This is a genomic window from Nitrosococcus watsonii C-113 (genome assembly GCF_000143085.1).
Lineage (GTDB): Bacteria > Pseudomonadota > Gammaproteobacteria > Nitrosococcales > Nitrosococcaceae > Nitrosococcus > Nitrosococcus watsonii.
On sequence record NC_014315.1, the window covers coordinates 335,863 to 354,916 of the forward strand.

Sequence of the window (19,054 nt, forward strand, 5' to 3'; positions counted from 1 at the left end):
GAGCCGAGGGTCTTCTTCCATGCTTGACTTCACCTCTGTCCTCTATCTGGGACTGCGTCATTCCAGCGGGGTGCTGCGCCCGTGGACGCAGCTTACTTCCGGCAAGCCGGCGGCCCTGATTACGCCAGCAGCCCAGCACCGCGTAGCTGGGGCGCTGGCTGAATTGCAGGGCTGCGAGGAGGCTACTATCGGCCCTTCCACCTTGCATCTGTTCTGGGATCTCTTTGGCATTCTGGCGAAGCAGGGCATGGCGATCTACCTGGATGGAGGCACCTATCCCATTGCCCGCTGGGGGGTAGAACGGGCGGCGGCGCGAGGTATTCCGGTGCGGCGTTTTCCTCACCGTAACCCGGAGGCTTTGCGGCGGCGCTTGAAGCAGGATAGCTCACGCGGTCTTAGGCCCCTTGTGGTCGCGGATGGCTTTTGCCCCGGTTGCGGCAAGCCAATCCCCCTTCACGCCTACTTAGAAAGCGCACGGGACTGGGGCGGCTATTTGCTCCTCGATGATACCCAGGCACTAGGCATTCTTGGCTATTCGCCCAGCTTTAGAGCACCCTACGGGCGGGAAGGAGGCGGATCGCTTCCTTGGCACCATGCCGCTGGGTCCGACGTGCTCCTGGTCAGCTCCCTAGCCAAGGGTTTTGGCGTGCCAATGGCGGTGCTGGCAGGCAGTCATGCCTTGATACGATGGTTTAAGGATAAGAGCGAGACCCGTACCCACTGTAGCCCGCCTTCAATCGCCATCATCCATGCGGCCGAGCATGCTTTGAAGGTAAACAAAAGCTATGGGGATGGGCTGCGCCTACGTTTGGCGCGGCTCGTTCACTATTTCCGCAGCCGCCTGGCGCAGATCGGTTGGCCCACGGTAGGCGGATTGTTTCCCGTCCAAACCCTTATGCCTAAACCTACCCTTGATGCCAGGAAATTACACGAGCAACTTCTCCGGCAAGGAATCCAAACAGTCCTTCACCGCGGTCGCAAGGAGCTTGGTGCATGTCTTAGCTTTCTGATTACCGCCCGCCACAGCCGGGGTGATATCGACCGTGCGGCAAATGCCGTTGCGCGGTTTGCGGGGAAAAGAGACCCACAGGAGATTAGCCATGAATACTGCCTTTGATTTTGAAGAAGAGCCCCTGGAAGGGTTAATGGAATTCGGCCAGGAAATCTTTGATGCCGAACTCGCGGACCTTGAAGGGGAAGAAGAATTTTGGCGGGGCCGGCGTACTCCGGGCCATGTTTTAGCACGTCGCCAGCGCCCTCTACGCCTACGGCGGCCTCTTCCTTCACGGCCATCCAAAAGGTTTCCAGCACGGCCAGTAGCTACTCGCCCGCAACCGCCTAAGCGGCCTCCACCGCAGCCTCGATTTCCACATCGGCCAGCGATTATCAGGCGCAGAATAGTACCAGAGCCTGTGCCCTGCGTTTGCCCAGCCCATGGCACCGAGTTTATTCGTTGGGTGCAAAGTTCATTAAATCAAATTTTAGGCTCGCGCCTGCCAGTTAGTGGTGTTATGAATCGCGGCACGCGGGATGCGCTACGTCAGTTTCAGAAACAGCAAGGCTTACCGGTGGATGGTATTGCCGGGCCACCCACGGAGCGCGCACTGCTTGACGCTCTAGGTGGTGGTGTTCGCGATGACGCAGCCGGTATGGCCAAGCCGAGCGATGCTACTGAGTCGGCTGCGGATTCGGAACTGTTCGAGTATGACGCTGAAGAGCTTGAGGCGCCACTGGCGCGACCAATGCTAGGACGCGGTTCACGTGGCGCGTCGGTGATCGAGCTACAGAAGCGCTTGAGCGCTCTTGGATTCAATCCGGGCGCCGCGGACGGGATCTTCGGCTCACGCACCGAATCCGCCGTGAGGGCGTTCCAGCATTCGCAGCGCATCACGGTAGATGGAATCGTCGGTCCTCAAACATGGAGCCGCTTGTACGGCCCTACACCGTCCCCAGTACCCTCGCCTCCTTCAGGCACGACCAGCGTCACTTGGAAGCTGCCTCCCGAGATACGAGCCGCTGGCGACGCGCAGACGGTGCGTTACGACTCACCGCCGCCCTGGGCCAACGGTGCCAACTGCACCCGCTACACAGACGGCGCTGCTGAGCTGCGGCGCTACATCAAGGCGACTTTCCCCGGTGTTAGGTTGATCGGTGGTTATAGCTGCCGTGCTAACTCGGCCACCCCCTCAGAAACTTCGGTACATGGGGTGGGGCGCGCGCTCGACATCATGATTCCTACTGTTGGCGGGAGGGCAAATAGCGCAGTCGGCGATCCAATTGCCAATTGGCTGGTCCGAAACGCAACGGCGATCGGTGTCCAATACATCATCTGGAACCGCGTCCGCTGGAGCGGCAGCCGCACCCCACACGTGGCCGATTATGGTGGTCCCAACCCGCACATCGATCATATACACGTCGAGCTAAACCTCGATGGCGCGCGGCGCAGAACGGCGTGGTTTCAGGAGAGAGAGACCGTCACGGCATACTCTGAGCTTGCGGAAGAATTTGAATCCCTCTGGGAAAGCGAGATTAACCGAAGCAGTACCGACCATGTCCGCTGGATTCAACAATCACTCAACAAAATTATGGGATTGCGGCTAGCGGTAGATGGCATTTTGGGTCCAATGACCCGTAGTGCCGTCCGCAGTTTTCAAAGTCGCCATAGGCTGGCAGTAGATGGTATCGTTGGTCCACATACGGAACGCGCCTTAGTCGCCGCAGGTGCTGATTCACCGCCTTTCATTCCTGCGGCTGGGGGCGCGCAAGATATCGTCAACGTCCGAGGGATTCAAGTTGCGCGGCAGATTCAACCTCAGATAGCAGCATTGCTTGCAACCGCGGATGCAGATGGCATCCACCTAAGCGGTTCGGGTTATCGTTCATCCGCTCGACAGATTGGGCTTCGGCGCCAAAATTGTGGTCCCACCTATGACGATATTTGGAAAAAGTCGCCTTCTCAATGTAGGCCACCTACGGCGATTCCAGGCCGCTCCCTGCATGAAAAGGGCTTGGCTATTGATTTTAGGTACAATGGCCAAGGTATCACCTCACGAAGTAGTCCTGGATTTATCTGGCTGTCACAAAATGCCGGCCAATTTGGATTAAAAAATCTACCCAGTGAGCCGTGGCACTGGTCAACCACGGGGGCATGATCATCCCTCTTGCCGATCATCCTTCCAAAGGGGGAAGGAACAATTCCTTGGGCATTAGGAATCCCCTTTGCTGTCTGCAGACGAAGGCCGGACAGCGCCAGCGTGCCCGTTCTGCTTTAATGATGGCAAGGGCTGAATAGTGTAATATAGGCATAGGGATCTACCGTCATGATCATCGACTGCCATTGCCACGCCGGTAAAGGCGATGGTCTAACTGGCCCTTGGGATACCCGGGCTTCGCTGAAAAAATATCTGCGCCGGGCGGCCCAAGCGGGCATTAAGCAAACAGTGCTTTTAGCCGCTTTTCACTCGGATTATGAGGCGGCCAACCGGGAAGTGGCCCGAATCGTGGCTAGCCGTCCGCATCGCTTTTATGGCTTTGCCATGGTCCATTCCCTGCGGGATCGTGGGCGCATTTACACTTTAGTCAAGTTGGCCGTCGAGCGCTATGGCTTTGTGGGCATTAAGGTGCACCGTCATGACGGGCGGATTACCCGTGAGATCTGTGAAACGGCGCAAGCGTTTGCCCTCCCGGTGCTCTATGACGTGATGGGTGAGATTTCGGTATGCGAACTGCTTGCCCGAGAATATCCCAATGTCGCGTTTATTATCCCCCACCTGGGCAGCTTTGCCGATGATTGGCGGGCCCAGCTCGCCCTGATTGACCACCTGGCGCGTTACCCCAATATCTATACTGATACCTCCGGGGCACGCCGGTTTGATCTCCTGGAAGAAGCGGTACGGCGAGCCGGAGCGGAGAAAATTCTGTTTGGCTCCGACGGTCCGTGGTTGCATCCTGGGCTTGAATTGGCCAAAGTTCGCGCTTTGAGTTTGCCGTTGCCCAAGGAGCAATGGGTGCTAGGTGGTAATTTTTTGCGTCTCATCGCTCGCGTGCGAGCAGAGCCAAGGGGAGCCCCTCTTGTCTCGACTCATCCGCCGTTGCTCCAAGCGGAAGGATTATCCGATCCCTGGCTATAGAAACTTTCCGAAGAAAGTTACCGGGCCCTTCCTTTCAAGGGGGGGAAATTTTTTGCCCGGACACTAAGCTGTCCGGGGTTAGACGATGATTAGCCCGGCGAAGCTGCAAGGCTCGATCAGTGATGCACAGTTTGCGGGCCGCCCGTTGGAGATTGCCCTCCTCGTCTCGTAATGCGACGCGGATGGCGGTTTCTGTGGCAATGCGGCTGATCTCCTTGAGCCCTACGCCTAGATCAAGAGCGTGATGAATGGCCTGTTCAAAATGGACATCGTACCAATCACCTTGTTCCGATTCTTCAGTAGGCCTTTCATCCTGGGGGAGAGCGCCTAAAGTGATGGGACCCGGTCCCACATGACGGGAACCTAGAAGTACCGCCAGTTGTTTGAGTTCGCGAATATTGCCGGGATAATTGCGTCGCAAAAGATGTTGGCGTACGGGTTCGTCCAGTTCTATGGGCGCTTTATCAGGCCGCAGTTCGTTTAAAAAATGGTGTGTCAGGGGGAGGATGTCCTCCTTGCGTTCTCGTAGTGGGGGCAGCCGGCACACCCAGGCGGCAATGCGATAATATAAGTCAGAACGGAATTTGCCCTGTTCCACTGCCTGGGCCAGATCCTTGTTAGTCGCGCATACTAGGCGAAAATCGGTATGTTGCCAGGAGCTTCCTCCTACCCGTTTGTAAGTGCGTTCTTGGATCACGCGTAGCAATTGAACTTGAAGACCCAGGGGTAGTTCCCCGATTTCGTCCAGGAATAAGGTTCCTTCACTCGCTAGGGCAAAGGCTCCATCGCGAGGAGAGATGGCCCCAGTAAAGGCTCCCCGCTCATGGCCAAAGAACTCGCTGCCGGCAAGTTCGGGCACAATGGTACCGCAATCCAAAACTACTAGCTCCTTTTTCTTTTCCCGTGGATTTAGCGTGTGAATTAAGCGTGCTATTAACTCCTTTCCCGTTCCAGTCTCGCCCATGAGCAATACCGAGGCATCCGTAAAATGGGCTGCCTCAATGACTTGGCGTAATACGGAGCGCCAAGCTAGGCTCCGCCCAAGCAGGTTTTTTTGGACTAACGGGCTCTCCAAAATCTGGTCTACCGCCGCCCACCGTCTGAGGCGAGAAATAATTTGAGTGAGAGGCTCCGTAGAATGTTGCCAGCAAAAAACATCCGCGGCCCCCGCACGGAGCAAACGCCAAGCGTGACTATCCGCCATGGCAATGGGTGAAACAGCAATGGCCAGTACCTGTTCTTGACCGCGGTGGCTAACTTTACTTAGGAGTTCGCAAAGCTGTGGGGTAAATTTCTTGAAGAAAAGCACGCCTGTCCCCTTCGGGGCTTCAAGATTAAGTGTTCGCGATCGAATGCCCGCTTGCATCAATGCTTCAACTAACGCGGTTGGAATTTGGTTATCGTTTTGCGCTAACGAATGAACCCATACAGACATATCCCAAGCCATGCTGCTTCTCCTGCCTGCTTATCCAGGAAAATATTATAAGCGATAATGTTCCCGTCCTACGGAGAGTAGGGGAAGCAATAGCTTAGCGCTGTAATATTTTCCCGCTGCTTAGAGAGTAGTATTTCTATAGCGGGTAAGAAAAAAATATCCTAGCGACCCTCCCCAGGATGGGTACCGTGCCTAGCATCCTTGCGTAGGGCTTGTTGAGTTTTTAGCGACAATAGTTAAACTGAGCGCAGCCTGCGGGGGCTAACTTATTGATGTGGCTCTTCGACTTTGCTGGGGGTATTTAACTTGCGTGTTTGAAGGATATGCTGTTGATGTTCGAAGAGGGGCGCCTACAAAAACCCCCGCCTGCTGCCAGTACAGCAGGCGGGGGTTTTTTATTCTAGCTCGGTTAAAAACGTCTCGTTAGAAGCGTCTTTGACGGTCACCGAAGCCATCATTGCGGCGAAAGCCTCCGTTGTTGCTTTCGTTGCGGGGGCGCGCTTCGTTAACCACGATTTGCCGTCCCTTGATATCAGAATCATGCATCTCTTTAATAGCTGTTTCAGCGTCTTCTTTGCTCGCCATTTCGACAAAACCGAACCCTTTGGAACGGTTCGAAAATTTATCTACGATTACCTTAGCTGAGGAAACCTCACCATAGTTTTCAAAGGCTGCTCTTAGATCTTCATCCGTTACTTGATAGGAGAGATTTCCAACGTAAATATTCACTATAAAATGTTCCTGCAAGTCAAAAATCGTGCCATTTATCATGAATGCCATCGAAATCCTGACTAATGGCACGTAAATCAAGATTTGATGTGGGCAAGTAAAGTACTCCATTCGTCTCAAGCCCATAAACATATAGTAGTCTAAGATGGGAGGGTTGACAAAATAAATTTTATTATGAGTAGGAAATTTTCCTATGGATTTTAGCAAAAACCTATAGGAACCACTTATCTAATTGGGCGGAGGGTAGCTGGTGGGAATCAAGACGTGGTTTTATCTAGGATCGTAAGGAATGAGCCGAAGCTAAGGGCAGGTGGTGGGCCTGGCGTTTCTAGCAGGCGATAGACCCGGCCCCGGTTGATGCTGGCAGCCGCCTGTTCTGAGCCCCCCAGAATATACAAATGAGAGCCGGTGCTGATAGCGGGCATCCCGTGGAGCGCCATGGGCAAGGGAGGACCGGGTTGCCATTTTCCGGATAGATTTCCCAAGATTTCCGAGTTGCTCAAGGTTGTTCGTCCAGTCATGATGACCTCGCCGCCAAAAACATAGATTTTCCCTTGATGAACCGCTGCGCCATGTCCGCCCCGGGCGGTATTCAAGGGGGGGCCTTCTTGCCAAGTATCGGTTGCGGGATCATAAATTTCCACTGAGCGTAGTTCACCGACACCCTGATAACGGCCGCCAATGGCGGCGATCTTATCTTTGAAAACCACGCTGCGGATATGCTCCCGGCGCTGCTTCATCGCCTTTAGGAAAGTCCAGACGTCTCGTTGGGGGTCATAGCGGAGTAATCTTCCGCTGGGGCCTTTGCCGCCTACGACATAGATAAAATCCCCCATTGAGACGGCACCTCCCGCGTAACGAGGTTCAGGCAGGGGGGTTAAAGTTCGCCAACGATTGTTGGGGGGATCGTAGACCCAAGCAGTTGCCATTGGGGACCAGTCTGGATCGCCGCCCCCAAAAACATAGATTTTCCCCTGATGGGCTGTGGCCATGAGGTGATGGCGAGGGGCTGGCAGTGGCGCCAGTTGCTCCCAGCTATCAGTGGTAGCATCATATACTTCAAACTGGCGCTGACCACCTAAGCCTCCTGGTGCATATATTTTACCATCCAGATAGGCTGCTGCCATTTCCGAACGGTGGGTGGGCATGGGATGTAGTTGTTGCCATTGCTCTGAGGCGGAATAGGCTAGAAATGATAGGCTCAGCAAGAGAAGTGAGCTTAGGTGAATTTTATTAAATCTCATTTGGGCGCACCAATTGTGTGGATACATTTTTTAGTACATCAGTTTTGTATTCAAAACACCGCTGTAATCATGTGCGTGTGGCCCCGTTATTCTCATCTATCTTGATGAGTACTTGGACAGAACTTTAAGCGGTGGGCATCTGATGAGCAATAGGCCACTCCTGAATAATATATAGTCAGTTTATAGGAGCTTGGCCATATTGATTTAGGTTTGTCTTTGCTAACGAGTGCTCTCCCAGTTTAGGGATACGAGGAGGGTATATTTGCATTATCCATCAGGCTTTCTAGGTAGGATGGCTGTCGGCTCCCCTAGAATGGCTGCCTTAAGGGCCACTACCCAGCTGCAGCATTGAATGCGAGTAAGGACTTCATTGATCAGGTTTTTTGCATTCTCATTTCAACCAGGGGATAAATCATGTTGTTCCAAACCGCGCCGAGGGCTTGGCTTTTTTTTAGCCCTTCCCTAATTTTGGGCCAGTCTGGGTGGGTTGGATTGAGCGCCCCGTAAGCGCTGAACATGGATTTTAGCAGGGCATTGTTTTTCCTCCGGATCGCCCATTTCCGCCATAGCCATCCACCGGTTACCCCTATCCAGATCAGTGGTCCCATGGGTGAAGCCGGAGAGACGGCTGCAAATATAATGAACCAGGCGGCAATTTTAAGTAGCAATAAGGCTACCCTCCAGGCTTCGGCCAATACCCTAAGGCCGGTTTTGCCTGATTTGCTGGATTGATAACGGCTGAAGGGCATGGTGCGGGCGCGGATGGTATCCAGCGCCGCCAGATAATCCCCATAGACTAAAGTGTTCAATATCAGCCAGTCTAGTTCCCGGCAATGGAGCCAAGGAGCCCGCAAATAGCGTCTAGCGGCCTGGTGTAGCTCCTCTTGGACGAAATTTAAACTGCGCCAATCCGATTCTCGGTCATTTAGGGTGCGGTGATGCCAGCTAGTAAGGGAGTTTGAAGGAATTGCGGGGACCTTTTCGGCGTTTTTCCACCCAATGGAGCGAAAGATATCCTCGATAATCGCTTGGGCCTCGGTTTGAAGCTGTTTCTTGGCAGAGTCATTTAGATGGCGTTTATCGGCCTCTATGGATGCCTGCTGAGCGGCTTGGGTAAGGAGTTCTGTTTTGGTGACCATTGAAGTTTATCCCTTGGAGGGGGGTTGTCGCTAATCAACGAGGATCTTGTCATTATATTGGGATATTTTCTCTCAGGATGAAAAAGTTTTCCATGTGATAGTGGTAGTGACTTGGTGGCCGGGACCAAATAGCTTTAATGTGGGGATAGTTACTCTAGGTGCGCGATTATTGTAAGAAGACCGGTAGGAGAGGAGCTGATACCCTCCTGCCGGTCTATTTGAAAGAAGTTACAATTTCTCTTGGGTGCTGAGTGGGACAGTCCTTGTTAGGGATTGCCCGCCTCATTCATTGATGATGGAAGCTTAGTGCTGGTGACAGTGAAGTTGTATTGATGCCAGGGTGACTCAACCAGTAATGTTCTCTCATTGGGGTTAGGACAATCCTTGAGGGGCATGGCAGGATCAATGGAGCAGACATATTGCGCGCCGCCGCCTTCCTCAGCCAGCGCCGGGGCTACACCAATTTGTATAAAATACTTGCCTGGATCACGGATACCCAGATAATATTTTTGCTCCATGTCGGTCCGTCCAGTGAGTAGCATTCGTTCATTTTCATCGTATACGGTGACTTGCCAAGTGCTGTCTTCGCAGTCTTGGCTAGCGCAAAATTCTATACTAAGAATTTCATTGCCCGCCGTGTCATAGACAAACCAGTCTTCCTCGAAATTAAAACCTACCGATCCAAAGATAAGGGGGCCAGATATTAAGCCCTCCATGGTGACATTGGATGCGAGGGGAGTGGCAAAGGTTAATGGATTGGCTTCATCGCGGGAGTCATTGGGTTCCACTTCCGCATCAAAAAAGTTGACATCAAGGGGTTCTGTGGTGACTTGAGAATCTCCCAGAAAAGCAGCCAGACGATACTCGTGGGGCAAGTGTTCATAGATCAGGTCTGCTTCGCCACTTTGGTCCGAAGATCTCGTCTCTTCCTGAGCCTGCTTCAAGGATTTCACCACCACATAATAGGTACCCGCGCGGGATAGGATCGTCTGCAATAGGCTTTCTGGCCCGACATCAAACCCAGTATAGACTTCCGAGAAAATATTACCCCCGCTATCCCGAATGGAGAGATTCCATCCAGTAATATCGTTTAAGCCGGGAACATTAAAATTAACGGTGAGCATTTGATTGGATTCGGTCGTGGTAATACGGAACCAGTCCACATCTTCTGGGCTATAAAGCTGGCCTGCGTATTCAACGCCGAACTCCATGGCGTCGGCACCCATGGCATGGTTGTTGGGTTCGGTTTCGCCAAAGCCGCTGCTGTCTAGAAAACTGGATAAAGTCACGCCGCAACTTTTCGGATCAGCGGCGCATCCCGCTTTGGTTTCAGCAATGATTTCATCATTGTTTGCTGGGGCTGTTTCGCTGGTATCAGCCTCCGGTTCCGGGCTTGCGGTATTGCTAAAGTCCTGAGCGCTTTCTTGGCTGGTATTATTGCTGCTGATATTATTGTTATTATTTGAATCCAGGTCGGGGAAGATATTTAAGCCAGTCGCCCCGAGGGTTGGCGCAAGCAGTAAACCTAAAAGAATAAAACAGTGACGGGCTAAATTTTTTACCATGATTATTGCTTCCTAAATATTCTGAGCCCAATGTAATCTAAGCCCCGGCGCATAGTACGGCCTTTGAAAAGGCCCGCGGGGCTTTCTAACGACAGGCCATACTTCGCTGGGGATTAAACGCCTAAGCCAAGATAGCGGTAGGTTATTTGAAATTCTTGAGCCTTAAAGCAAAATTATGCTAATGAGTTATCCAAATATTGACCCAGTCGCCTTTTCCTTGGGTCCGCTCAAGGTCCATTGGTATGGCATCATGTATTTAATTGGCTTTTTGGGTGCCTGGTGGCTAGGTCGTTTTCGAGCCAAGCGTCCTGCTTCCGGTTGGCGACCGGAGCAGGTGGATGATCTGATTTTCTATGGTGCCCTGGGGGTTATTCTTGGTGGCCGGCTGGGATATGCTCTGTTCTACGATTTTGATCATATCCTGGCGGATCCTTTTGCTATCTTTAAAATTTGGCAAGGAGGGATGTCTTTCCACGGGGGGCTGCTCGGCGTTCTGGTCGCCATGGCGGTCTATGCCCGTAAAGCGGGCAAAGGGTTCTTTCAGGTGACGGATTTTGTCGCCCCCCTGGTTCCTATTGGGTTAGGCGCGGGCCGCATTGGCAATTTCATCAATGGGGAGTTGTGGGGTAAGGTGACGGAATTGCCCTGGGGCATGGTGTTCCCTGATCCCAGGGCTGGCGGTCTGCCCCGGCACCCCTCGCAACTGTACGAGGCAGCTCTGGAAGGAGTGGCCCTTTTTCTTATTTTGTGGTTTTTCTCCCGCCGGCCCCGCCCCACCATGGCGGTCTCGGGCCTGTTTCTATTTTGCTACGGGCTGTTTCGCTTTGCGGTGGAGTTTGTGCGCGTGCCGGATGCCCATCTGGGTTATTTGGCCCTGGATTGGCTGACCATGGGACAAATCCTAAGTCTGCCCATGGTTTTTATCGGCATGATTTTACTGGGATGGGCTTATCGGAAGCGTTCTTCTACCCATTCGATAAAATCTTAGCGGCCGCTAGTTACCCTTTTAGCAATGAAACCGTACCTGGATCTTATCCAAAAGATACTTGCTACCGGCGTTGAGCAAGATGATCGGACTGGCACCGGAACGTGGTCTATTTTCGGGCATCAGATGCGGTTTGACCTGCGACAGGGTTTTCCGCTGGTTACGACCAGAAAGCTTCATGTTCGCTCTATTTTTATTGAGTTACTATGGTTTCTCCGGGGTGAGACCAATGTGAAATATCTCCATGATCATGGAGTGACAATTTGGGATGAATGGGCCGATGAACAGGGGGAGCTAGGGCCTATCTACGGTTATCAATGGCGCTCGTGGCCTCTGCCTGATGGGGGATATTTAGACCAGATGGCGAAAGTGTCAACACAGATACGGCATTATCCCCATAGCCGACGCCATATCGTGGTGGCTTATAATCCGGCTTGCGTGGATGAAATGGCGCTGCCTCCCTGCCATGCGTTGTTTCAATTTTATGTAGCCCAGGGTCGTTTGTCTTGCCAACTTTATCAGCGCAGTGCCGATGTTTTCCTTGGAACTCCTTTCAACATTGCCTCCTATGCCTTGTTGACTCATCTGATGGCTCAACAATGCGGTTTAGGGGTGGGGGAATTCATTTGGACGGGAGGGGATGTTCATCTGTACCGGAATCACCTGGAAGCAGCGCGTTTGCAGCTCACTCGGGAACCGCTTCCGCTTCCTCGGCTCCAAATCAAGCGTCGACCTTCTTCTTTGTTTGAATATCAATACGATGATCTGGAGATTGTGGATTATCAAAGCTATCCCGCTATAAAGGCGGCCGTTTCAGTATAAAGCGAAAGGATGGTTATTGCCTTCATTGTCGCCATGGACGAGCATCGTTTGATTGGGGCTAATCGTCGTCTGCCTTGGCATTTACCGGCGGATCTCAAATATTTTCGCCGCATGACCATGGGTAGACCAATGCTCATGGGGCGGAGCACTCACGAAGCCATTGGACGTCCCCTGCCCCGGCGACATAATATTGTCGTGACCCATAACTCTGGCTATAAAGCGCCGGGATGCACCGTGGTCCATACTGTGGAAGCGGGCTTGCAGGCAGCGGGGGAAGCCGAGGAGATAATGGTGATTGGTGGGGCTTCCCTTTATCAGCAATTATTACCCCAGGCGCAACGCATCTACCTCACACTGGTGGGAGGGCATTTCCAAGGTGATACCTGGTTTCCAGTCTTTGATTCTGGCGCCTGGGTTGAGGTTTGGCGGGAGGATCATAATCCCGATCCTCAAAATCCCTATCCTTATAGTTTTATTCGTCTTGAGCGGAAGAAGGATAAAAATTAAGAGGTAAAATAGTCTTTTTAGATGAGCCCCCGCTCGGCAAAGGAAAAGGTTTCGCCATCTCCCACAATAATATGATCGAGAACCCGAATATCCACCAACGCCAACGCTTCCTTAAGACGTTGTGTGATGCACTCATCGGCTCGACTGGGTTCGGCTATCCCGGAGGGATGATTGTGAGCTAGAATGGCAGCTGCGGCGTTATGGGCAAGGGCGCGCTTGAGCACTTCGCGAGGATGTACACTAGCGCCATCAATAGTGCCTCGGAAAAGCTCTTCGAAGGCTAGTACTCGGTGCTGGTTGTCAAGAAAAAGACAAGAGAAGACTTCAAAAGGATAAGCTCGCAAGCGTGCCATGAGGTAGCGTTGGGTAGTTTGAGGATCGGTCAGAACGTCGCCCCGCTTGAGCGTGGCTTCCAGGTGGCGGCGTCCCATTTCCAGGCAGGCTTGCAGTTGCGTATACTTGGCTATTCCCAGCCCTGGAGCATGGCAGAACTGTTTAAGGTCAGCCTCAAGCAATGCTCGGAGGCTACCAAAGCTTTCCAGGAGCTCCCGTGCCAAGTCAACGGCGGTTTTCCCGGCGACCCCGGTGCGGAGAAAAATAGCTAAAAGTTCGGCATCGGATAAGGCATTTGGGCCTCGTTGAAGGAGTTTCTCGCGGGGCCTTTCGTGGATGGGCCAGTCGGTAATTGCCATGGATAGGGCGGTTCCAATAATTGTTGGCGCGGCTTTTTATATCAGTCTATATAAATTAACGGAATTAGTTTGTGTCCTGGTTCACTATTGCTGCGCGCATTGGCTAGATTTAAGCAGGGGCTGGAACTTCCAGGCAGGGCATAGTATCGTGAAGGCTGCGTTTAAAAATTTTGACGGGAGAAAGCGATAAGCATTTTCATGGCTAAGAAGCTTTATATTAAGACTCATGGCTGTCAGATGAATGAATACGACTCTAGCCGAATGGCGGATGTATTGCGGGAATCACACGGGCTAGAGCTGACTTCTGATCCTGAACAAGCGGAAGTGCTGTTACTTAATACCTGCTCCGTGCGGGAGAAAGCCCAAGAAAAAGTCTTTTCCCAGTTAGGCCGATGGCGGCAGCTAAAGCAATCGCGCCCTGAATTGATTATTGGGGTGGGTGGCTGTGTTGCTAGTCAAGAGGGTGAAACGATTCGCGTCCGGGCACCCTATGTGGATCTAGTGTTTGGACCCCAGACAATACACCGGTTACCGGCGATGCTAGCCCAAGCAAGAACACGTTCACAACCGGTAGTTGATCTTTCTTTTCCCGAAATTGAGAAATTCGACAAATTGCCCGAGCCCCGTGCCGAGGGTCCAACTGCTTTTGTCTCCGTGATGGAGGGATGCAGCAAGTACTGCTCCTTTTGTGTTGTGCCTTATACCCGGGGCGAGGAGATCAGCCGCCCCCTTGACGATGTCGTTGCCGAGATCGTGGGTCTAGCGGAGCAGGGTGTGCGGGAAATCACCCTTTTGGGTCAAAATGTAAATGCTTACCGAGGAGCCATGGGAGAAGGGGATGTTGCTGACCTTGCCTTGTTGATCAATTATGTGGCCTCCATTGAAGGCATTGAACGCATCCGTTTTACGACTTCACACCCAGTAGAGTTCTCCGATAGCCTCATCCAGGCTTTTGCCGAAGTGCCCGAGCTAGCAAGCCATTTGCACTTACCGGTGCAGAGCGGTTCGGATCGCATGCTGGGTTTAATGAAGCGGGGTCACACAGTGCTGGAGTATAAAGCGAAGTTGCGAAAATTGCGCCAGGTACGCCCTGATATCAGTATTTCAAGCGATTTCATCGTTGGCTTGCCCGGTGAGACTGAAGCTGATTTCCAGGCTACGCTAGCCTTAGTGGATGAGGTAGGTTTCGATCATTCTTTCAGTTTTGTGTATAGTCCACGGCCAGGAACACCAGCGGCCAGTCTTCCCGATCACACACCGATAGCCGTCAAGAAAGAGCGGCTTGCAATCCTGCAAGAGCGCCTCCGAGCTTTGGAAATTGCTATTAGTCAAGGGATGGTGGGTACCGTACAACAAGTGCTTGTTGAACGCCCTTCAAAAAAAGATCCCACCATGCTGGCGGGGCGTACGGCTAATAACCGGGTAGTAAATTTTTCTGCTCCTCAAGTTATGGTAGGTCAGTTTGTCAATATTAAAATCACAGAGGCCCTGCCCAACTCGCTGCGGGGTATCGTTCTTGATGATGAAAGACAGTGTGCTTAATTAGCAATAAGAGTTAATCCGTCATGTATTGCGGCGACCCTATGCCCCTATCCAGAGCCCAAAGTTGAAAAACGGGCTAAAATGAGCCAATATCTTAGATAATTCGAGTTATATTGGATTGAGTAAGTCTATAAGCGTAGCACTGAAACATTTTTATGCTAGTGTTTTCTAATTCCTGTTTTTTCTTGCATTTCAGTTTTGTCCGCGCCTTTGTTCCATCTCCGAGTTCGGCGCAAGGAATCAGGAATTTATAAGTATAGCGTTTGGGCTATTAGCATACCCTTGAACGAACACCCTCCTTCTGATCGTTCCGAGAGCAGCGATTTCGTCCTAGAACCGGCGGATAATCAGCGGTTAGCCAATCTTTGTGGGCAGATGGATGAGCATCTGCGCCAGATAGAAAGAGGGCTGGGGGTAGAAATCAATAATCGGGGCAATTTTTTTCAGGTGCTTGGTAACAGCCCTTCGGTAGAGGCCGCTGGTGAAGTGATAAGGCGCCTTTATGATGATGCCGATGAATCTCCGGTGACCCCTGCCCAGGTCCACCTTCTTTTGCGGGAAGCTGGAAACCAGGAAAATTTCCCTTTGGAAGAGCAGGAAGAAATCGTGATTCGGACCCGCCGAGGCGTGGTTAAAGGCCGCAACTCGCGACAAATTCGCTATTTACGCAATATTCTCACCCATGATATTAGCTTCGGTATCGGTCCAGCAGGGACGGGGAAAACCTATCTTGCTGTCGCTTGTGCCGTGGAAGCTTTAGAAAAAGATCAGGTGCGGCGCGTGCTTTTAGTGCGGCCTGCCGTAGAAGCCGGCGAGCGTTTAGGATTCCTGCCAGGCGATCTAGCCCAGAAAATCGATCCCTATCTGCGCCCTCTCTACGATGCCCTTTATGAAATGTTGGGCTTTGAGCGGGTTGCTAAGCTTATTGAGCGCCATGTGATTGAGGTGGCTCCTCTAGCGTATATGCGTGGCCGTACTTTAAACGAATCCTTTATCATTTTAGATGAGGCTCAAAATACGACAATCGAGCAGATGAAAATGTTTCTCACTCGTTTAGGGTATGGCTCAACGGCTGTTGTGACGGGCGATATCACCCAAATAGATCTGCCTAAAGGTCAGCCTTCAGGCTTGCGCCATGTCATTGAAGTATTGAAGGAAGTCAAAGGAATTAGCTTTAATTTTTTTCAGCCGCGGGATGTGGTGCGGCACCCACTGGTGCAACGGGTGGTGCAAGCCTATGAGCGTTTTGGCCGTAGTAGTGGGGTAGAGTCATGAGTATTGCCGTCCAAATTCAATATGCCGTGCCCAGGATCAACGCGCCCCTGCAAGCTGATTTTCAGCGCTGGGTGGAAGCAGCGCTGCTAAACCAGTCAAAAGCGGGGGAAGTCACTATCCGTGTTACCGATGAAAATGAGGCAGCGGAGCTTAACCGGCGCTACCGCCGCAAGGAAGGGGCAACCAATATCTTGTCTTTTCCTTTTGAGATTCCCTCCTGCGTGCCTTTTGATATTCCCTTGTTAGGAGATTTGATCATTTGTGCCCCGGTGGTTGCGCGCGAAGCCTTAGAACAGGCCAAGAAAGAGCAGGACCACTGGGCCCACCTAGTGGTCCATGGAGTGCTTCACTTACTAGGTTTTGATCACCAGCAAGAGGTGGAAGCGCAGCAGATGGAGGCCCTGGAAGTGACTATACTTGAATCATTAGGTTATTCCGATCCCTACGAGAGTATATAACGAGGACTTATGAACGAAGGCCGACCTAGTCATAATTTAGTATCCCGTTCTTGGCGAGAACGTCTGGGGCAGGTACTGCTGGGCGAACCCCAAGATCGAGAAAAAATTATCGAGATTTTACGTAATGCTTCCCAGCGCCGCCTCCTTGATCCGGAAACTCTGAGTATGATTGAAGGCGCTTTAGTGGTGGGGGAGATGCAGGTGCGCGATATTATGGTGCCGCGGTCGCAGATGGTAGTCGTGGAGCGGGATGCGCCGCCGGAAGATACTCTGGAGGTGATTACTCGATCCGCCCATTCCCGGTTTCCGGTGATAGGTGAGAGCCGGGATGGCATTGTCGGAATCCTATTGGCGAAGGATATGCTTCTCTATTGCCGGCAGCGAGAAGCGCGGACCTTCAATATTCGCGATATTCTGCGTCCAGTAGTATTTATTCCAGAGAGCAAGCGTCTGAATGTTTTGCTAAGGGAATTTCGTGCGAGCCGTAATCACATGGCGATCGTTGTGGATGAATATGGGGGAACGGCAGGGCTGGTGACCATCGAAGATGTCTTAGAGCAAATCGTAGGCGAGATTGAAGATGAACATGATGTTGCTGAAGACGCCTTCATCTTTCGCCGCAGGGAAGATAATTATACGGTTAAAGCACTCACTCCCATCGAAGATTTTAATGAGTATTTTGGGACCGATTTTAGTGATGAGGAATTCGATACCATTGGCGGTTTGGTGCTAAATGGATTCGGGCGAATGCCTGAACGGGGGGAAACTATTGTTATTGGCAGCTTTGAATTTAAGGTTTTGCGCGCCGATAGTCGGCGCCTCCATTTACTAGAATTGCGCCTGAAAACCAACGGCGTTGGAAACCCGGTGGCAGCGGGGGCTTGATTCCTTTATAGTAGCCTACACAAGGTGTTTTGCTGAGTTTCTGCTAGCGGCGCTGGTTAGGGATTGGTAGGAGAGGTCTCATGGGTTACACGCCTGAGCAGAAGCCATTTTATGAAAGGGTGTGCCAGAAAAAATACTTTTTCTCTAGCTCGGCAGGAGCAAACACCTGGTGTGGTGACGCCTTAGCCTTGGTAGCGGGGCTTCTCGGTCCCCTTGCCTTTTCTCCTTATGATGCCTACCCTTTAGCGGTTATTTCTCCCGCCTTGTTGTTTGCCGTATGCCGGAATTTGTCCGCTCGGCGGGCCTTCTGGCGTGGCTGGTTATTTGGAGTAGGATGGTTTGGCGCGGGCGTTTCCTGGATTTATGTTGCGATTCATGATTTTGGCTATGCCAGCGTACCGTTAGCGTTGGCGTTGACTGCAACGTTTGTGGCTTTTTTGGGTCTTTTTCCGGCGTTATTGACAGGAGGCGTTACTTTTTGGTTTCCCCAGGAAAATAGAGCTAAATATCTTTTGGTATGGCCAGCAGCCTGGGTGATGATAGAGTGGTTTCGAGGCTGGTTTCTGACGGGTTTCCCATGGCTAAACCTTGGCTACAGTCAAATAGAAAGCCCCCTTCGGGGGTTGGCGCCTATTTTTGGGGTTTATGGTGTTTCCTTGGCGGTAGCTTTTAGCGCAGGGCTGATCGTGGCTGCTTGGCGTTGGGCTCTGCGGGCGCGCCTGATAGCCCTTGGTGGCTTGGGAACTCTATGGGCTTCGGCACTACTGCTCTCCTTGGTGCCTTGGACGATGCCGGTAGGCAAGCCGCTACAGGTAAGCTTGATCCAGGGAAATATTCCTCAGGCTATTAAATGGCAGCCGGAGCAAATAAGGTCCACTTTAGAACGGTACTGGCAGTTGACTGCTAAACATTGGGAGAGCGATCTGATCGTTTGGCCGGAGAGCGCGCTTACTGTACTTTATCACCAGGTGGCTGATGGTTACCTGGCTGCCCTTGCTGCCGAGGCTCGGGCCTATAATACAGATTTGCTCATTGGCTTGCCGGTTTTCCATCAGGAAACAGGAAAATATTATAATAGCATGCTAAGCCTCGGTTCCCAGCAGGCATTCTATTATAAGCGGCATTTAGTCCCTTTCGGCGAATATATACCTTTTGAAGAATATCTTAGAGGACTCATCCACTTTTTCGATTTACCCATGTCCTCTTTCAGTGCTGGCCCCAAGGGGCAGCCCTTGCTGCAGGCGGCTGGCTACCCGGTAGCCACCTCCATTTGTTACGAAGATGCTTTTGGAGAAGAAATCATTGCAGCGTTGCCCGAAGCTAATTTATTGGTGAATGCTACCAATAATGCCTGGTATGGGGATTCCTTGGCGCCTCACCAGCATCTACAGATTTCCCGGATGCGCGCCCTGGAGACAGGGCGGGACCTAGCCCGAGCTACTACCAATGGTATCTCCGCTATTGTTGATGCTCAGGGTGCTTTGCTAGCCACTACTCCTCAGTTCCAAATGGCGGTACTCACAGGTAGCGTTCAACCCCGCGCCGGCGCGACGCCCTATATCCTCTGGGGTAATGGCGCTGTCCTAGGGTTATGTTTATGCTTATTTGCCATTGGAAGTTATTACCAGCGTAGCAAAGGAAGCTAG

Annotated in this window: 17 protein-coding genes; 11 read left to right on the forward strand and 6 right to left on the reverse strand. The window is 52.1% G+C overall.

Features of this window, described 5'->3' with window-relative positions:
* The first annotated feature begins 19 nt into the window (after nt 1–19).
* The 3 genes from NWAT_RS01595 to NWAT_RS01605 all read left to right on the forward strand — a co-directional run bounded on the left by NWAT_RS01595 (nt 20) and on the right by NWAT_RS01605 (nt 4,130).
* Nucleotides 20–1,117, forward strand: a complete 1,098-nt coding sequence (locus NWAT_RS01595) for an aminotransferase class I/II-fold pyridoxal phosphate-dependent enzyme (RefSeq protein WP_013219404.1) — start codon at nt 20–22, stop codon at nt 1,115–1,117.
* Nucleotides 1,101–3,152: a peptidoglycan-binding protein gene (locus tag NWAT_RS15535; RefSeq protein ID WP_013219405.1), complete on the forward strand. Its 2,052-nt coding sequence runs from the start codon at nt 1,101–1,103 to the stop codon at nt 3,150–3,152. Before NWAT_RS01595 ends, NWAT_RS15535 begins: the two co-directional genes overlap by 17 nt.
* Nucleotides 3,153–3,320: 168 nt before the next feature.
* Nucleotides 3,321–4,130 (forward strand): amidohydrolase family protein, encoded by an 810-nt coding sequence (locus tag NWAT_RS01605; RefSeq protein WP_013219406.1) that lies wholly within the window; start codon nt 3,321–3,323, stop codon nt 4,128–4,130.
* A gap of 34 nt (nt 4,131–4,164) precedes the next feature.
* Here the strand turns inward: NWAT_RS01605 and NWAT_RS01610 are convergent, their stop codons facing one another.
* From NWAT_RS01610 to NWAT_RS01630, 5 genes are all read right to left on the reverse strand, one after another.
* Nucleotides 4,165–5,577, reverse strand: coding sequence for a sigma 54-interacting transcriptional regulator (locus NWAT_RS01610; protein ID WP_013219407.1), 1,413 nt, complete (start codon nt 5,575–5,577; stop codon nt 4,165–4,167).
* A 411-nt stretch (nt 5,578–5,988) separates the two neighbouring features.
* The gene (locus NWAT_RS01615; RefSeq protein ID WP_013219408.1) at nt 5,989–6,345 is read right to left on the reverse strand and encodes an RNA recognition motif domain-containing protein; all 357 of its coding nucleotides are present in this window, start codon (nt 6,343–6,345) and stop codon (nt 5,989–5,991) included.
* Between the two features lie 206 nt (nt 6,346–6,551).
* Complete coding sequence (locus NWAT_RS01620; protein WP_013219409.1) at nt 6,552–7,538, reverse strand: Kelch repeat-containing protein; 987 nt, start codon at nt 7,536–7,538, stop codon at nt 6,552–6,554.
* A 374-nt stretch (nt 7,539–7,912) separates the two neighbouring features.
* On the reverse strand, nt 7,913–8,677 hold the full coding sequence (locus NWAT_RS01625; RefSeq protein WP_013219410.1) for a hypothetical protein: 765 nt from the start codon (nt 8,675–8,677) through the stop codon (nt 7,913–7,915).
* 266 nt (nt 8,678–8,943) lie between these two features.
* A complete protein-coding gene (locus tag NWAT_RS01630; protein ID WP_013219411.1) occupies nt 8,944–10,242 on the reverse strand; it encodes a hypothetical protein in 1,299 nt (432 codons plus the stop codon).
* A gap of 175 nt (nt 10,243–10,417) precedes the next feature.
* Between NWAT_RS01630 and lgt the strand changes: the two genes are divergently transcribed.
* Genes lgt through NWAT_RS01645 form a run of 3 tightly spaced genes read left to right on the forward strand, consistent with a single transcriptional unit; the run spans nt 10,418 to nt 12,556 of the window.
* On the forward strand, nt 10,418–11,230 hold the full coding sequence (gene lgt / locus NWAT_RS01635; RefSeq protein ID WP_041350388.1) for a prolipoprotein diacylglyceryl transferase: 813 nt from the start codon (nt 10,418–10,420) through the stop codon (nt 11,228–11,230).
* Between the two features lie 24 nt (nt 11,231–11,254).
* Nucleotides 11,255–12,049 carry a thymidylate synthase gene (locus NWAT_RS01640; protein WP_013219413.1) on the forward strand — a complete coding sequence of 265 codons (795 nt, stop codon included), beginning with the start codon at nt 11,255–11,257 and terminating at the stop codon, nt 12,047–12,049.
* 9 nt (nt 12,050–12,058) lie between these two features.
* A complete protein-coding gene (locus NWAT_RS01645; RefSeq protein WP_013219414.1) occupies nt 12,059–12,556 on the forward strand; it encodes a dihydrofolate reductase in 498 nt (165 codons plus the stop codon).
* Nucleotides 12,557–12,573: 17 nt separating this feature from the next.
* On the opposite strand, the gene radC is transcribed toward NWAT_RS01645, so the two are convergent.
* Nucleotides 12,574–13,248: a RadC family protein gene (gene radC, locus NWAT_RS01650; protein ID WP_013219415.1), complete on the reverse strand. Its 675-nt coding sequence runs from the start codon at nt 13,246–13,248 to the stop codon at nt 12,574–12,576.
* A gap of 198 nt (nt 13,249–13,446) precedes the next feature.
* Here radC and miaB point away from each other — a divergent pair, with 198 nt between their 5' ends.
* From miaB to lnt, 5 genes are all read left to right on the forward strand, one after another.
* Nucleotides 13,447–14,790, forward strand: coding sequence for a tRNA (N6-isopentenyl adenosine(37)-C2)-methylthiotransferase MiaB (gene miaB / locus NWAT_RS01655; RefSeq protein WP_013219416.1), 1,344 nt, complete (start codon nt 13,447–13,449; stop codon nt 14,788–14,790).
* 282 nt (nt 14,791–15,072) lie between these two features.
* Complete coding sequence (locus NWAT_RS01660) at nt 15,073–16,065, forward strand: PhoH family protein (RefSeq protein WP_041350390.1); 993 nt, start codon at nt 15,073–15,075, stop codon at nt 16,063–16,065.
* Nucleotides 16,062–16,523 carry an rRNA maturation RNase YbeY gene (ybeY, locus tag NWAT_RS01665; protein ID WP_013219418.1) on the forward strand — a complete coding sequence of 154 codons (462 nt, stop codon included), beginning with the start codon at nt 16,062–16,064 and terminating at the stop codon, nt 16,521–16,523. Before NWAT_RS01660 ends, ybeY begins: the two co-directional genes overlap by 4 nt.
* Nucleotides 16,524–16,532: 9 nt before the next feature.
* On the forward strand, nt 16,533–17,408 hold the full coding sequence (locus NWAT_RS01670; protein WP_013219419.1) for an HlyC/CorC family transporter: 876 nt from the start codon (nt 16,533–16,535) through the stop codon (nt 17,406–17,408).
* Nucleotides 17,409–17,488: 80 nt separating this feature from the next.
* Nucleotides 17,489–19,054 carry an apolipoprotein N-acyltransferase gene (gene lnt / locus NWAT_RS01675; protein ID WP_013219420.1) on the forward strand — a complete coding sequence of 522 codons (1,566 nt, stop codon included), beginning with the start codon at nt 17,489–17,491 and terminating at the stop codon, nt 19,052–19,054.

What these genes read in the sequence shown, in the direction of transcription:
- NWAT_RS01595 (WP_013219404.1), top strand. Translation starts at nt 20, where the DNA reads ATGCTTGACTTCACCTCTGTCCTCTATCTGGGACTGCGTCATTCCAGC.
- NWAT_RS15535 (WP_013219405.1), top strand. Translation starts at nt 1,101, where the DNA reads ATGAATACTGCCTTTGATTTTGAAGAAGAGCCCCTGGAAGGGTTAATG.
- NWAT_RS01605 (WP_013219406.1), top strand. Translation starts at nt 3,321, where the DNA reads ATGATCATCGACTGCCATTGCCACGCCGGTAAAGGCGATGGTCTAACT.
- NWAT_RS01610 (WP_013219407.1), bottom strand. Translation starts at nt 5,577, where the DNA reads ATGGCTTGGGATATGTCTGTATGGGTTCATTCGTTAGCGCAAAACGAT.
- NWAT_RS01615 (WP_013219408.1), bottom strand. Translation starts at nt 6,345, where the DNA reads ATGGCATTCATGATAAATGGCACGATTTTTGACTTGCAGGAACATTTT.
- NWAT_RS01620 (WP_013219409.1), bottom strand. Translation starts at nt 7,538, where the DNA reads ATGAGATTTAATAAAATTCACCTAAGCTCACTTCTCTTGCTGAGCCTA.
- NWAT_RS01625 (WP_013219410.1), bottom strand. Translation starts at nt 8,677, where the DNA reads ATGGTCACCAAAACAGAACTCCTTACCCAAGCCGCTCAGCAGGCATCC.
- NWAT_RS01630 (WP_013219411.1), bottom strand. Translation starts at nt 10,242, where the DNA reads ATGGTAAAAAATTTAGCCCGTCACTGTTTTATTCTTTTAGGTTTACTG.
- lgt (WP_041350388.1), top strand. Translation starts at nt 10,418, where the DNA reads ATGCTAATGAGTTATCCAAATATTGACCCAGTCGCCTTTTCCTTGGGT.
- NWAT_RS01640 (WP_013219413.1), top strand. Translation starts at nt 11,255, where the DNA reads ATGAAACCGTACCTGGATCTTATCCAAAAGATACTTGCTACCGGCGTT.
- NWAT_RS01645 (WP_013219414.1), top strand. Translation starts at nt 12,059, where the DNA reads ATGGTTATTGCCTTCATTGTCGCCATGGACGAGCATCGTTTGATTGGG.
- radC (WP_013219415.1), bottom strand. Translation starts at nt 13,248, where the DNA reads ATGGCAATTACCGACTGGCCCATCCACGAAAGGCCCCGCGAGAAACTC.
- miaB (WP_013219416.1), top strand. Translation starts at nt 13,447, where the DNA reads ATGGCTAAGAAGCTTTATATTAAGACTCATGGCTGTCAGATGAATGAA.
- ybeY (WP_013219418.1), top strand. Translation starts at nt 16,062, where the DNA reads ATGAGTATTGCCGTCCAAATTCAATATGCCGTGCCCAGGATCAACGCG.
- NWAT_RS01670 (WP_013219419.1), top strand. Translation starts at nt 16,533, where the DNA reads ATGAACGAAGGCCGACCTAGTCATAATTTAGTATCCCGTTCTTGGCGA.
- lnt (WP_013219420.1), top strand. Translation starts at nt 17,489, where the DNA reads ATGGGTTACACGCCTGAGCAGAAGCCATTTTATGAAAGGGTGTGCCAG.